The sequence below is a fragment of the Neosynechococcus sphagnicola sy1 genome (genome assembly GCF_000775285.1).
GTDB lineage: Bacteria > Cyanobacteriota > Cyanobacteriia > Neosynechococcales > Neosynechococcaceae > Neosynechococcus > Neosynechococcus sphagnicola.
In genome coordinates this window covers 33,555-47,557 of record NZ_JJML01000047.1, presented here as the reverse complement: position 1 = coordinate 47,557, position 14,003 = coordinate 33,555, and the positions used below count along the sequence as shown (strand labels likewise).

The window sequence follows — 14,003 nt, the reverse complement described above, 5'->3', positions numbered from 1 at the left end:
GGTGGGTTTGCGTCCGGCGTTGCTTTTGCGAGGTTTGTCGTGAATTTGCTCCAGGATGGGGCGAAACTCTTGCCAAGGGATAATGCTGTCTAGACGAATCAGGATGTCTTGTTTCTGGGCTAGGATTTCATAACGCTGCTCTAGATCCCAAAGGCTTTGTTGTCCCATAGCTGTGAATGGATGACTAGTCTAATGCTCAATGATCTCATTGTTTCCTTGATGTGAGACAGCTTTGACTGAATTTTTCGAGGTGCCCATTAGTTGATTTGGTGTTAAAGGAAGCATTTTAATTAGATCTTCTCACGATTTGGAATATTTTCCCAGATGTTCTTGTCATGGTATTCAAGTTCACTGAATCCATTCAGTTGGTTATATTCATAGATTGCTCTGATATGCTTCGCGGTGTTTTCCTCAAGGCCAAACTTCGCTGTAAACGGTGATGATGGAAAACTTGCGTTGGCGGCGTTGTCAAATATCACAACATAGTAGAACACTTTCGCGGTGCTTTTTTGTTTTCGATCTAGACAAAATGCTTTCAGTTCATCAAGATCGAACTTACCAGAAAATGCATACAGATCCATAACATTGTTATGCCCAGTCTGTTCGGTTTTAGATTCTAAGAATTGGTAAGGCCACTTTTTCTCAGTGATAGAAGGTTGAGAAATTGGCTGTTGTTCGGATTGAGTCGGTTTGTCTGCCACTCCACAGGCGTGAAAAAAACCGACCAAACCTATGGCAAGAATACTGAGAAATCTAAACTGATTCCGATTCATTGATGCTTACTTCTAATTGCCAAGTCATAAAATAGGAAGTCAACAATCACAGGCCGCTGCCTAATGGGGCGCGAGATAAGCGGAACTCCGACTTGAACGATGCGGAAGCATCGGACGACCAAGGAGTGAAGTGCAACGGAATCCGAAGGATTCTGCTTCATCGAGTAGTTGGGCAGATTGCGAGCTGAAGATTGGAGGTATAACAAACTCGATGAAGTCTCGCGCCCCATTGGGCGAGCAGGCGAGCCCCGCGAGCGATCGCCCAACTATATTTAGATCTCATTTAGGGATCTAAGCAAATTGGTGCTTAATACCCAGGATTGCTTGTGGGTTAAGGATTATGGGGATTTTAGCATACCCTATCTGAATAGGCTATATTTAAAAAATCCTGATATAGAAACTAGAACCCTGATATAGAAACTAAGCACAAAATCGCTGAATACATTATCTGTAAAGCATTATAGATATTTTTATTCGGCAAAATCTGGTTACTTAGTCTTCATCGTGGGATCATAACTTGCAAAAAAGGGATCTTATTCCTCACTTAGAATGAACTCAACCAAACCCAAAAAGCTTCTTGACCAGGTGCGCGATGCCCTTCGGGTCAAGCACTATGCCTATCGTACTGAAGTCTCCTATGTCCAATGGATTCGTCGCTTCATCCTGTTTCACGATATGCGCCACCCCAAGGATATGGCAGCGGCTGAGGTTGAAGCTTTTTTAACCCATCTCGCAGTTGAAGAGAATGTCGCGGCTTCAACTCAAAATCAAGCCCTTAGTGCCCTGTTGTTTCTCTATCGCTTCGTTTTACAACAGCCTCTCCCTGAATCCATCGATTCGGTAAGGGCGCGCCAATCTAAGCACTTGCCTGTGGTTCTAACCCAGGAGGAAGTCAAAAGCATTCTGCAACATCTGCAAGGAACCCATCAACTCCTGGCAAAGTTACTTTATGGTTCAGGAATGCGGGTCAAGGAAGGGCTGCGCTTGCGAGTTAAAGATCTAGACTTTGCCCAAAGCCAAATTATCATCCGAGATTCCAAGGGCAATAAAGACCGAGTAACGATGCTTCCTCAAAGCATTTCAGCTCTACTCCAGGCACATTTAGTCCAAGTCAAACAGACCCACCTAGATGATTTGGCGCTGGGCTATGGTGCGGTTTATCTGCCCTTTGCCTTGGGGCGGAAATATCCCAACGCCGATCGCCAATGGCTTTGGCAATATGTTTTTCCTGCCCCGCAACGGTCTGTTGATCCTCGATCGGGGGTAACACGTCGGCATCACCTGGATGATGCTGCCCTTGGGCGATCGCTGAAACAAGCGACCCAGAAAGCCAGCGTGGACAAAAAAGTAACTTGTCATACCTTGCGCCACAGTTTCGCCACCCATTTGCTGCAAAATGGCTACGACATTCGTACCGTCCAGGAACGTTTAGGCCATCAAGATCTCAAGACCACCATGATCTACACCCATGTGCTCAACAAAGGTGGCCTAGGGGTTCGCAGTCCCCTAGATTGATAACGATAATAGGCATTAATAGGCATTCAGCGACTCTACGCTCTCGTCTCAGTCGTTGCATGGATTCTGATCAAGGGTGTAGTACCACCTTCGGTAACAACTGTTGTTCCCCTGCAACGTTGCCCTGCTGACCGACACCCAGAAAGTGTCCCGCTAAATCATAGATCCGCCAATAGTCTGTGCCCTCTCCCCCTGTGTCTGCTGGGTTCCAAGTCAGCCGTTGACCATAGCACCAGCGCTGCGCTAGATCATCCGCTAATTGCAGCCTCGGCAAGTGCCCCAATGCCGACTCCGGCGACAATGGGTAGAATTCTCCCTGTTGTACCTGTATCGCTAAAGCCTCCAGTGTTAAACTCTCGGCCAAGGGAAACCCGCTACTCTCCGTGCGAATTAAATGAACTAACGTCCCACCCGTTGCCAGTGCCAAGCCGAGATCACGGGCGATCGCGCGAATATAGGTGCCAGATCCACAGGCGATCGCCACCTCAAGTTCTGGAAACTTTCCCGGTCGCCAGTCCAAAATCTCAATCCTAAAAATCTCCACCGTCCGCGGGGGAACTTCCAGGACTTCCCCTGCCATCGCCCGTTGATACAGCCGTTTGCCCTCAACTTGAATCGCACTGTACGCCGGGGGGATCTGCTGAATTTTGCCCACAAACCCTTCCAGAGCCGTGGTCACCTGATTCAGATCGAGGTGAGCTGCGGGTTCTAGAAAGCAGGTTTCCCCTTCTAGATCATCGGTGGTCGTCCGCTGTCCTAACCGCAGGGTGGCTCGGTAGGCCTTGCCCGGTTGCAAAAACTGGAGCAACCGGGTGGTGGTTCCCAGGGCAATGGGTAAGACCCCCACCGCTGCCGGATCAAGGGTACCTGCATGACCCACTCGCTTCATGTGCAGCAGTTTGCGGACTTTAGCGACACAGTCGTGGGAGGTCAGTCCTGCCGGTTTATTTAAGTTCAAAAAGCCTTGCACAAGTTGTTCAGCAGTAAGGTTGTGATCCGAAAAAATCAGAAAAAAAGAGCACCAGTGGGTGCTCTCGAAAGCGAACTGGGGAATGCCCAATTCTAGAAATTCATTTCAGCAGCTTGCACTTTCTCGATCTGCTTCTTCTTCAGTACCAGCAGCACCTGGGATAGCATGATGGCCGCGATGAAGGCCATCAACCACTTGATGCGGTTAGGGTCTTGGAGCACAATTTCGCCATCGGCTTGACCAAAGCCGCCCACATTTGGATTCGCGGTCAGCGCTGTCCCAACCGTGACGTCCTCACCTTGGGTCACCAGAAGTTCCGGGCCAGGGGGAATGCTGTCAACCGTTGTACTGCCATCCACTGCTTGAATCGTGACATCGTAGCCACCCATGTCATTCTTGACGATTTGGCTAATCTGACCAGTCACCGAAGCAGTGAAGACGTTGTTATTGCTTCTGTCACCTGTGGGGTAGACCTGGCCGCGACCTCGGTTACCCCCCCACATGCACGGAATACTTACCAAAGTGAATGTTCTTGTCCGTCCCAGGGTCAGGAGACAGCACCGGGAAGGTGAGTTCTTGATACTGTTCACCGGGCAGCGGGCCGACAACAACAATGTTGTCCGACGTCTCGTTGTAGGGCTGAAAGTACAGACCCCCAATTTTTTCTTTCAGTTCTTCCGGGATGCGGTCTTCAGGGGCAATCTTAAAGCCAGGAGGCAGCATCAGCACCGCCCCTACATTCAGGGGACCTTTCTCCCCATTCCCTAATACCTGCTGCATCCGGGTGTCGTAGGGAATTTTGACAACAGCTTCAAATACTGTATCGGGTAGAACTGATTGTGGAATTTCAACCTCTGTGGGTTTAGCGCCCAGGTGACAGTTGGCGCAGACAATGCGGCCTGTCGGTTCGCGGGGGTTATCGTAGGCCTGCTGGGCATAGACCGGGTAAGCAGCGGCAGGCTGGGAAACTCCCAGGCTACTGACCAGAACCACGGCGATCGCTGCAATAGCGAATAGTAGCCGTTTCCCGGATTGCCACAAACCAGAGAGGAAGGGCATGGATACAAGGGTGTTCTTCATGGGTGGAGAATCTTTTGACAATGTTCGGCAGCAGAGGAATGTAAGCGGCAGCAACGGACTAAGCCCACCAGGGTGCTTCATCGGTGCGGAAATCTGTCTCAGTCCAATTGGTAAAGGCAACACGGTCGTTGTCAACCGCCGCATGCACCAATGCCAAGGAGAGGGGAGCAGGGCCCCGAATCACCTTGCCAGTGGCATCGTACTGTGAACCGTGACAGGGGCACTTGAACTTATTCTCCGCCGCATTCCAGGGAACAACGCAGCCTAAATGGGTACAAACTGCATTCAGTCCATAGTTACCAATCGCCTTCTCTTCCGTGACCACAATGTAGGTCGGGTCACCCTTTAAACCCTGGGCTAAAACGTGATCTCCAGGATTATGCGTTGCCAGAAAATTGCTGGCCAGGATGTCATTACCCAGCGCATCTTTGGCGATCGCGCCCCCACTCGCGCCCCCTGCGGACGGTGGAATAAAGAATTTAATCACAGGATACAAAGCCCCGAGCGCTGTTCCTGTGATCGCACCAAACGTCAGAAGATTCATGAATTGGCGACGCCCCATATCTGGGACGTCAGGAGTAGCAGAAACTTGAGCCATGACCGATGCTGATATATGTGTAAAGGTGTGTATCTAAGCCAGAAATTACAGGTTCAGTCTCAGAAAGGTTTTATACCTTAAAACGAGGCTACGTTCCAAGCAAAGGGAGGAAGACTGAATGCAGTCAACTACAAGCAACGATCTGCGAAGCACCCTTTTCAACGGCTGTCTGCAACCTTCTCATCGGTATTATTACATTTCTTGACATAAGCCATAATATCTGAGGCAAGTACCCTTGCATTGATACGAAATGTAAATTAGGCCTGCGGCCCTCAATGCCCCCCTCAATGACCTATGACAGGATCAGAACTGCGACAACTTCTCCTGCAAAAGTGGGGATGCTCCTATGACATTCAATTACGACGCACCCAGGGCAAGATTTTGGTGCAAATAATGTGGAAGTATTGGGAGCAAGCGTCATTTCCCCTGACGGAAACTGAGTATTTGGCGCACCTTGATCAAGTTGCCCAATATCTGATTGCTTGGGATCGGGTGGCTCAGGTGCAGCAATTCATTGCCCAGACCCGCGATCGCCCCCGTTTAGGCAAAGTCGTCACCATTCCCCTAGCGTTAGGGGGGCGAGCCTCTGAGTGGCTCTTGGAAGAGTTTTAACGAGGCTTTTCTTCCCTAGCGACCCAAGAGTTTGACTAAACCAGTTCCCCCAAAGTACAGCCCTAAAACCGCCCCCGCTAAAAGGCTCTGGGTCAAGGGATCAGTGGAAGGCGTGAGCACCGCTCCTAAAATCGCTCCCCCCAGAACCACGTAGCGCCAACCTGAGAGCATTTGTTGAGAAGAGACAATGCCCAACAAACCCAAGAGCATTTGGATCACCGGAATCTGAAATGCCAGCCCGGTACTAAATAGCAACAGCAACACAAACTCGAAGTAGCGATCAATCGACCACAGTTGCTCGACCACATCGGCCCCGTAGTTGATGAAAAAACTTCAGCGCTGCTGGCACCAGGGCAATGTAAGCAAAGCCCAACCCCGCGACAAATAAAACACTAGAACCCAGGACAATCGGCCCCAGAAATCTCCGCTCTCGACGGGTCAGCCCTGGCAGCACAAATTGAATTATTTGGTAAAGCACAAAGGGACTCGCTACCAAGAGACCACTGTAGGCAGCCACTTTCATGGAGACAAAAAAACTACTCCCCCGGAGCCAGTTGCAGAAACTTCACCCCTTGGGCTGGTACTTCGAGGAGGCGTACAATCGGCTTCACCTCTAGAAAACACCCCGCGATCGCTACGACAATGGCAATCAAGGCATAGAAGATCCGCTGCCGTAACTCCTCCAGATGATCGAACAAGGACATTTCCACATCGTCGGGCACCTCATCAAGGCTGATTGCAGGCAGGACGCCACTCAGGCTATCTGTATCGATGGCAGGTGGCTGATCTGCCGCCACGGGATGGATTGGGGCATCCGACTGGGAATGGGTTTCTAGGTCTGAAGGTGTGGGGGTCATGGGTTCAAAAGACGGGCAACAGCACAGGTAAAACCAGGTAGCAACTCAGTCCAAGATGCTGTCCATTTATTGTATCTGCTGTCTCTGATAACGTTCCTTGCCCCTACCCCCGCCACTCTCATTACCCCTGAACCCTGAATTCCCCTTGCCTCCGATAAAACAAGTAAAACGAGAACTAGGTGAGGGGTTTCGCCGCAATGGGCTGTCGCTGCCTGTGGGCTGCCAAACGCTGGGCTACCTCTGGACTGTAGAGCCGTAAATAGTTCCAATAGTTCTCAAATACTGCTTTGACGTATCCTTGGGTTTCATTAAATGGAATCGCCTCGATAAACTGATCTGGGTCGTTGAAGCCAAACCGGGTGAGCCAATCCGAGACATTGCCTGGCCCCGCGTTGTAGCTAGCCACTGCCAGCAGCGAGTTATCTCGATATTCATCATGGGTGTAGTCTAAATACCAGGTTCCGAGCTTGAGGTTGTCACCCGAATCCGCAAGGTTGTAGTGCTTGAGGTGCAGGTTTTTAGCAATCCAGTCTCCCGTATCCGGCATCACCTGCATCAGACCCACGGCTCCCACAGCTGAATGAATGGCGGCTTCAAAGCGTGATTCCTGACGGATCAACCCCATCACCAGCAGCGGATTCAATTGACGTTTTTGCGACCACGTGGAAACCTGATCCAGATAAGGGACTGGATAGAGGGCTTGCCAGTAGGCCGGTTGCTGTTTGAGGGTATGGTACTGCGATCTCGCCCCTGGATCTTCCCGCTCCGCTAGGTGAGCCACCATGAAAATCCCATCCAGGTGATCCCCCACTCCCAAGCGCAGAATGCCATCGGTCATTTGTTCCGCGACGCTGGGGTGCATCGGCTGGTTAAATTCCACCTGCCAGAGAGCCCAGGCATCTCGATCTTGCCCTAATTGATAGAGAGCCTTGAGGGTGGGGAACCGGAGGGTAACTCCGAACGGCGGGCCGGAATCAAGGTCGTACAGGAGGCTCTCTTACACGGATCCAGCCAGCGAACCGTTGTAAAGTCCCCCACGTGCCAACCTAGCATTACGGCTGAACGCCAAGCATAGTAGGACTCCGGATACTGCACTAGCACCCGGTTAAATGCAGCCACAGCGGCATCCGTCTGCCCGAGTTTTTGAGCCCATTTCCCGTTCCAGAAGGTTGCTTCTGCGGCCACCTCACTCTCAGGATTTTGGCTGACAATTTGCTGTGCCCAAGTGCGCGCTGCGGCTAGATTTCCTGCCTTAGCCTGTTGTTGTGCCTGGGTCCAACGTAGTTCAGCAGCGGCCTCTGAGTTGCCGTACTGGGTGAGTAAGGTATGCCGTGCTTGCGTGGCGGCCTCAGAATTCCCCAAGGTCTCGAGCAGATTGGCTTTGGCCAACAGCGCCGCCGCCCGCCGCTCAGGGAATCGTTGAATCACTTGTCCCAGAGCGGCCAGTGCTTGGGATGGATCTCCTAACTTTGCCATTCGCATCAGTGCCAACCCAGTTTCTGGTGCGGTCGGGAATGCCTGGATCAACTGTTGATAGGCCAGACGAGCAGCAGCGGTTTGATCATTGAGTTGCAGTCCCCGCGCGGTGCGGTAGAGATTCAGAGCGGTGCGTGGAGCCTTGGCATAGGCAGATCCGGCTTTGCCATACACTTGATTTTCCCAGTAGGCAAAGGCGATCGCTTCCCAGTCTTGAGGTTGTAAGGTTCGACCATACTGGCTCACTAAGGTGTCTAGCACGGTTGTGATCCCTGACAAATAAACACCATGCTTTGCCAGAACCAACAGCATTTTGGGTTGCTGGGGGTGAGCCTGCAATTGGTGCTGGACAATTTCCAGGGTGCGGGGATGGGCCGGGAATTGGGCGATCGCCTGCTGCCAGTACCTCCCATCCTGACGACCCAAAACATACAGAGCCTCCACAACCGCTGGATTATCAGGATAGCGCTGGAGCATTTGATGCCATGCTGCCTGCGCTTGGATTAGATCTCCACTGGCGGTATAGGCCTGTGCCCGTTTGAGCGCGATTTGAGCGGCTAAGACTGGATAATCCTGCTCTAACCCTTGCAGCCAGGTTAGTGCCTGCTGCCCCTGCCGCTGCTGAATCAGTTCAGTTGCTAGTAAATAACGAGCCTGGTAGCGCTCAGGGGTGCCGCCATGACGAGCGATCGCAGTGAGTTGAGTCATTCCCTGAGCCGACGACATCGAATGGGGCAGCCAGTCTTCCTGGCGATTGCCATTCACTTGATCCAGGGAGAGCACCGCTGGACGAGACTGGTACTGGTGGAGGCCAAAGAGTCCCCCAGAGACCAACAACCCGCTGCCTATGACCAGAGACACTAGGGGCCAATACTTGCGCCGTCGTTTCAACATCGATTTTTGAGAGACTGAGGGCTAGAGAGATTCCTGCAAACTCTAGCCAGTTCTAGCAAAGATATTGCTGGAAGCCAAATCCGTAGTCTTACGGACTCCGGAGCCAGCACAGAGCCAACCAGTGTCTCTATTAAAACAACTAGGCAGCAGCCTTGGCCGCCTTTAAGTAGGCCAGCATGGTATCGGCGTCGGACACCTCAAAGGGGTCGATGGGGCAGTTGTCACCAAAATCAGGCTCGACAAAGATTTTCTCAATTTTGCCGTCATCGACAACCATGGAGTAGCGCCAGGAACGCATCCCAAATCCCAGATTGGACTTATCCACCAACATTCCCATCTTGCGGCTGAACTCACCATTGCCATCGGGGAGCAGAAACACATGTTCAGCGCCTTGGTGCTTACCCCACTGGAACATCACGAAGGCATCATTCACCGAGATACAGATAATTGCGTCCACCCCTTGAGCCTTGATCTCTTCATAGAGTTCTTCGTAGCGGGGCAGGTGGGTTGAGGAACAGGTGGGGGTAAAGGCACCTGGCAGGGAAAACACAACAACTCGCTTGCCACCGAAGATTTCTTGAGTGGTGAGATCCTGCCAGCGAAAGGGGTTGGGGCCGGGAATCGATTCATCACGGACACGGGTCTTAAAGACAACATCGGGAACTCTTTCAAGAACTGCCATGGTCGTTTTCCTATCTGCATATGACGTGACTGAAGTCAGAATAATTCTTATTTGAGAAAAAGTAAATAGTCTTATCAAGAAAGACTTCAGGCAGGTTCCAATAAAATCTTGACTCTTGAACAAGAAGTCTTATAATAGATAGTTTATTGAATCACAGACAAGTTCCCATGCAACAGCAGGTCGGCGAGATTGTTCAAACCCTGAAGGCCAGAGGCTTACGGGTGACTCCCCAGCGGTTTTCTGTATACGCGAATCTGTTGTCGCGCACAGATCACCCGACGGCAGAACAAATCCTCAGTGATCTCAACCAAGATTTTCCGGTCTCCTCCCAGGCGACCATTTACAGCTCTCTGCAAGCTTTGAGAGAGGTTGGTCTGGTGCGGGAAGTCCTCTTGGACGAGGGAGTGTCTCGCTACGATGCCAATGTTGCTCCTCACCATCACTTTCGATGTGATGGCTGTGGTGCCATTGAAGATATCCCCTGGAACACCTTCCAAGGACTAGATCTAGGGCAGCTACGGTTAGGGCTGCAAGCAACCACCTATGAGGTAGCTGTGCAGGGATTGTGCGATCTCTGTCATCCGAGGGATTGAGATTTGGCTGCACGGTTGCATAGATCTCAGCCTGTGGTTTAAAAATGGGTTACAGGGAAGTACGAACCAAGGGCAACCCAACTCAGGGCGATCGGGTTGCAATCGGCAAGAATTTTACTTTTTCAAGACTTAGTCACAGTCGCGGTTTACGTTGCACCGGAAAGGGCATGGATCGCCATCGGGTTTTATCAGAGCAGCAGGCAAGACCAAAACCCTTGAATTTCAATCGTTACATTGGAGCAGATAAGTGATGCGTAGATGGTTCTGGTCGCATATTTTCCTGGCATGCTATGCCTTCTGTTGCCCGATATTCTTTCTCCCGAAGTCAGCTAGTGCATCCAGTTTTTCTCTAGTCTGGTCTGATGTGTTCGATAAATCAATTAATAAAAATATTTGGAATGTCTATAGTGGTTCTTTTGCATCTAGTGCCAACGCCTGTTTTACCACTGCCAATAGCTTGACAATTAACGGGCTGTTAAACCTCCGAATTAACCGGACTACTAACCCCTGCAACCGTTCCTACTCTTCGAGTGGACTGGATACTTACCAAAACTATGCTCAAAACTATGGACGCTGGGAAATTGTCGCTAGGTTCCCATCTGGCTCCGGCACCCAAGGTTATGCCGGACTATTCGCCGCTGATGGTGTCAGCTGGCCCCCAGAGATTGACTTTGCAGAGGTGATTGGAAAAAGCCCTCAAACCCTTTACCTGACTCAACACTACTCCGCAGATGGAAGTACTCAGCAGAGTAGCTTTAGCTATAACAACGGCTCCGACTGGACTGCTGGGTTCCACGTCTACCGACTAGATTGGGTGCCGGGACAGTTGAAGTATTATGTAGATGGTGTTCTGGTACTGACCCAGCCCCAACTATTTACCCCAGTTCCCCAGGGGATGAAGCTTGCAATGGGAACGGGTACAGGCAATTGTGGAAGCTGGGCCGATTGTCCAAGCGCCCAATTTAATTCGGCAACCATGCAAGTCGATTACGTCCGGATTTATAAATACAATCCGTGAAGCTCCAACTTCTAGATCATGGATTGATCTGGAAGCAAGCCAACGCTCCAAAATCCGGGTCGATCGCTTGATAAACTCAGTGTTTATCTCCCAATGGTTAGCTGTTTAAGATATTTCGGAATTACCACCTTTGGGGTAACTACTGGTTCATATAGGGTTGAAGGCGATCGCCCGATCTGATCCTGAAAATGAGATCGGACTAATCCTCAACCCCAGGTTGCAACTGTTCCAAGTACATCAAAGTTTCCTGGGCTTCAGCTTGATCCAAAATACTCAAAGCAAACCCAACATGGACGATCACATAATCACCAATGGTAACGTCCGGTACGTAGGCTAAACTCACACGCTTGAGGATGCCACTAAAACTCACCTTTCCCGTGCGGCGCAGAAACGCATCTTCTGGCGACTCACCATCTCCCGGTAGGGGCTGATCAATGCTGATTAATTGTCCTGGAATGGCTAAGCACATCTTGGTTGACTCCTCTCATGATCCTTAATGGTTGTTAACGGGTGTTTGAAGAACCGCAGTGCCGCCATAATTTGCCCTGCGGCAATGCCGCCATCGTTGCTGGGAAGTTGATGATGACAACCGACTAAAAAATCCTGCTTTTGTAAGTGTTCAATGGCGCGCTCTAATAAATATTGATTTTGAAAGCATCCTCCGGTCAAAACAATTTGCGTTATTTCTGGATAGGTGATTCTCAGCCGACATGCTACCTCTACCAGTCCCGCCACAAGGGTGTTATGGAAGGTGGCTGCAATGATTCCAGGGGGCACCTGATTCTGTAGATCTTGGAGAATTGCTTTCACCATGGGTGCAGGGTCGAACTGTAAAGACGGTTCTCGTCGCCGCTCCGCAGAGGTATTGGCCTGTTGCTCTACCTGGTAAGGATAGGTAGCATCGGTGCGATGACCTGCGATCGCAAATTCGAGTTGCATGGCGGCTTGACCTTCAAAGCTCGACTGGGGGCAGAATCCTAGTAGTGCGGCGATCGCATCAAACAGGCGTCCCATACTAGAAGTCCGGGGGGTGTTTAGCCCTCGCTGGAGCATGGTTTTGAAAATGGCTAACTCAGCTGGCAAGAACGATTGCAAGACCGCTAGATCCAACCTTTCAAAGGCTGCCTCACCCAAACATTCGTAGAGTAGCCCCAAGGCACATCGCCGGGGTGCTTTCACTGCCTGTTCTCCACCCAGGAGGGGAAAGGTTCGCAGGTGAGCAGCACGGATAAATCCCGGCTCAGGGACTGCCTCCCCCGGTAGCCACAGGCATTCTCCCCCCCAAATTGTGCCATCTAATCCATAGCCCGTGCCATCCCAGGCCACTCCCAACACGGGGGGGTGCCATTGATTATCGGCCAAACAAGACAGCACATGGGCATAGTGATGCTGCACCGCAATCAGGTGGGGACGGGTTGAACTGAGCGGATGCGGCGACGTAGCTAAGGTGTGGGCAAATTGGGTGGAATAGTAGTCTGGATGAGCATCACAGGCAATGACGGTGGGCGTTGTTTGGTAGAGATTACAGAGCTGTTGAATTGTTTCCTGGAAGCGATCGCGGGTGGGTGCCTGATCCAGATCCCCTAGGTGTTGACTGACGAAGAGTTGCTGATGAACGTAGAGGGCAACGGTATTTTTCAGATGCCCTCCCACCGCCAAAATCACCTCAGGGCTGGGATCTGCTAACCCTTTAGCGAGGGTAATTGGGAAGGGCGCATAGCCACGGGCACGACGAAGTAAAATCCCTTGGCCGTTAACCACTTGCACCATCGAGTCATCGATCGGGCGGGCAATGGGGCGATTGTGAACCAGGAAGACATCGGCAATCCCCTCCAGGGTCTTAAGGGCCTGGATTTCATCAATACAAATGGGTACACCGGCGCGATTGCCACTGGTGGCAACGACGGGAAAACTCAGTTCAGCCAGGAGCAAGTGGTGCAGCGGTGTGTAGGGTAACATCCCCCCCAGATAGGGATTACCCGGTGCGATCGCGGCGGCTAGAGGAGCTGTTAAGGATGGGTTCTGGATCGGTAGCAGCAGAATTGGGGCGGCGGCTGACTGTAAAAGTTGGGCGGCCAAGTCACTGACATGGCAATACTCCCGGATCTGATCCAGGGAGGGAAACATCACGGCCAAGGGTTTATCGGGACGATGTTTGCGATTGCGGAGCCTCTCAACTGCCGGATTATTCCGCGCATCCACGATCAAATGAAACCCACCCAAGCCCTTGAGCGCTAGAATTTCTCCTGCCCGCAGTGCCGTTCCAGCTTGCTGTAACGCTTGATCGTGGGACGCCAGCACTTGGCCTGAGGAATCCCACAGTTCTAGATGGGGGCCACAGCGGGGGCAAGCATTGGGTTGGGCATGAAAGCGGCGATCGCTAGGATTGTCATACTCCAACCGACAGGCGGGACAGAGCGAAAAGGTTTGCAGCGTTGTATGGGCGCGATCGTAGGGCAGCGATCGCAGAATACTAAATCGAGGCCCACAGTGGGTGCAGTTGGTAAAGGGATAACGGTAGTGACGATTCTGGGGGTCAAAAAGATCGGCTAGGCAGGCAGGGCAAGTGGCCAAATCCGGCAGTATCAGAGCTGAAGTGGCTTGCGGGGAGGTCGGCTCCTCCGACGAGAGAATGGCAAAATCTTGATAGCCGATCACGTCTGACCACGTCACCTCAATCTTTTGCAAGTCTGCATGGGCTGGTTTTTCTTGCTGTAAGCGTGCTTGGAACTGTTCGAGCTGGGGGCTACTGCCTTCAACCTCAATGAAAACTCCTTGATGGGTATTGCGAATCCAGCCCCTTAAGCCCAGGGATTGAGCCAAATGGTAGACAAAAGGCCGAAATCCCACCCCTTGGACTGCCCCTTTAATCCGCAACTGGAGGCGATGGGCAGGAAGTGCAGGGTCAGTCGCCAGGGAAATCATGGGGCTAGAC

Annotated in this window: 12 protein-coding genes and 2 pseudogenes; 4 read left to right on the top strand and 10 right to left on the bottom strand. The window is 51.5% G+C overall.

What is annotated here, in order from left to right:
• Nucleotides 1-290 precede the first annotated feature (290 nt).
• Nucleotides 291-773 carry a hypothetical protein gene (locus DO97_RS16905; RefSeq protein WP_036535666.1) on the bottom strand — a complete coding sequence of 161 codons (483 nt, stop codon included), beginning with the start codon at nt 771-773 and terminating at the stop codon, nt 291-293.
• A 549-nt stretch (nt 774-1,322) separates the two neighbouring features.
• On the opposite strand from DO97_RS16905, the gene DO97_RS16900 reads away from it, so the two are divergent.
• The gene (locus DO97_RS16900; RefSeq protein ID WP_036535664.1) at nt 1,323-2,288 is read left to right on the top strand and encodes an integron integrase; all 966 of its coding nucleotides are present in this window, start codon (nt 1,323-1,325) and stop codon (nt 2,286-2,288) included.
• A 70-nt stretch (nt 2,289-2,358) separates the two neighbouring features.
• On the opposite strand, the gene truB is transcribed toward DO97_RS16900, so the two are convergent.
• From truB to petC, 3 genes and pseudogenes are all read right to left on the bottom strand, one after another.
• Nucleotides 2,359-3,258 (bottom strand): tRNA pseudouridine(55) synthase TruB, encoded by a 900-nt coding sequence (gene truB / locus DO97_RS16895; RefSeq protein ID WP_036535691.1) that lies wholly within the window; start codon nt 3,256-3,258, stop codon nt 2,359-2,361.
• Between the two features lie 92 nt (nt 3,259-3,350).
• Nucleotides 3,351-4,338: pseudogene (petA, locus tag DO97_RS31420) on the bottom strand (cytochrome f).
• A 58-nt stretch (nt 4,339-4,396) separates the two neighbouring features.
• Nucleotides 4,397-4,936 (bottom strand): cytochrome b6-f complex iron-sulfur subunit, encoded by a 540-nt coding sequence (gene petC / locus DO97_RS16885; protein WP_036535662.1) that lies wholly within the window; start codon nt 4,934-4,936, stop codon nt 4,397-4,399.
• 294 nt (nt 4,937-5,230) lie between these two features.
• Between petC and DO97_RS16880 the strand changes: the two genes are divergently transcribed.
• Nucleotides 5,231-5,548: a DUF3067 family protein gene (locus tag DO97_RS16880; protein WP_036535660.1), complete on the top strand. Its 318-nt coding sequence runs from the start codon at nt 5,231-5,233 to the stop codon at nt 5,546-5,548.
• Between the two features lie 15 nt (nt 5,549-5,563).
• Here the strand turns inward: DO97_RS16880 and tatC are convergent.
• The 4 genes and pseudogenes from tatC to DO97_RS16865 all read right to left on the bottom strand — a co-directional run bounded on the left by tatC (nt 5,564) and on the right by DO97_RS16865 (nt 9,457).
• Nucleotides 5,564-6,252 (bottom strand): annotated as a pseudogene (tatC, locus tag DO97_RS31415) (twin-arginine translocase subunit TatC).
• Between the two features lie 328 nt (nt 6,253-6,580).
• The gene (locus DO97_RS25430; protein WP_204368704.1) at nt 6,581-7,267 is read right to left on the bottom strand and encodes a lytic transglycosylase domain-containing protein; all 687 of its coding nucleotides are present in this window, start codon (nt 7,265-7,267) and stop codon (nt 6,581-6,583) included.
• A gap of 50 nt (nt 7,268-7,317) precedes the next feature.
• A complete protein-coding gene (locus tag DO97_RS16870; protein ID WP_204368703.1) occupies nt 7,318-8,775 on the bottom strand; it encodes a tetratricopeptide repeat protein in 1,458 nt (485 codons plus the stop codon).
• A gap of 139 nt (nt 8,776-8,914) precedes the next feature.
• Complete coding sequence (locus DO97_RS16865; protein ID WP_036535657.1) at nt 8,915-9,457, bottom strand: peroxiredoxin; 543 nt, start codon at nt 9,455-9,457, stop codon at nt 8,915-8,917.
• A gap of 167 nt (nt 9,458-9,624) precedes the next feature.
• Between DO97_RS16865 and DO97_RS16860 the strand changes: the two genes are divergently transcribed.
• Together DO97_RS16860 and DO97_RS16855 are read left to right on the top strand one after the other, a co-directional pair.
• Entirely contained in the window at nt 9,625-10,050 is a 426-nt protein-coding gene (locus DO97_RS16860) for a Fur family transcriptional regulator (protein WP_036535654.1), read from the top strand.
• Between the two features lie 364 nt (nt 10,051-10,414).
• Entirely contained in the window at nt 10,415-11,068 is a 654-nt protein-coding gene (locus tag DO97_RS16855) for a glycoside hydrolase family 16 protein (RefSeq protein WP_036535652.1), read from the top strand.
• Between the two features lie 199 nt (nt 11,069-11,267).
• On the opposite strand, the gene DO97_RS16850 is transcribed toward DO97_RS16855, so the two are convergent.
• Entirely contained in the window at nt 11,268-11,537 is a 270-nt protein-coding gene (locus tag DO97_RS16850; RefSeq protein WP_036535649.1) for a HypC/HybG/HupF family hydrogenase formation chaperone, read from the bottom strand.
• Nucleotides 11,528-13,993: a carbamoyltransferase HypF gene (gene hypF / locus DO97_RS16845; RefSeq protein WP_072016488.1), complete on the bottom strand. Its 2,466-nt coding sequence runs from the start codon at nt 13,991-13,993 to the stop codon at nt 11,528-11,530. Before hypF ends, DO97_RS16850 begins: the two co-directional genes overlap by 10 nt.
• Nucleotides 13,994-14,003: the final 10 nt, after the last annotated feature.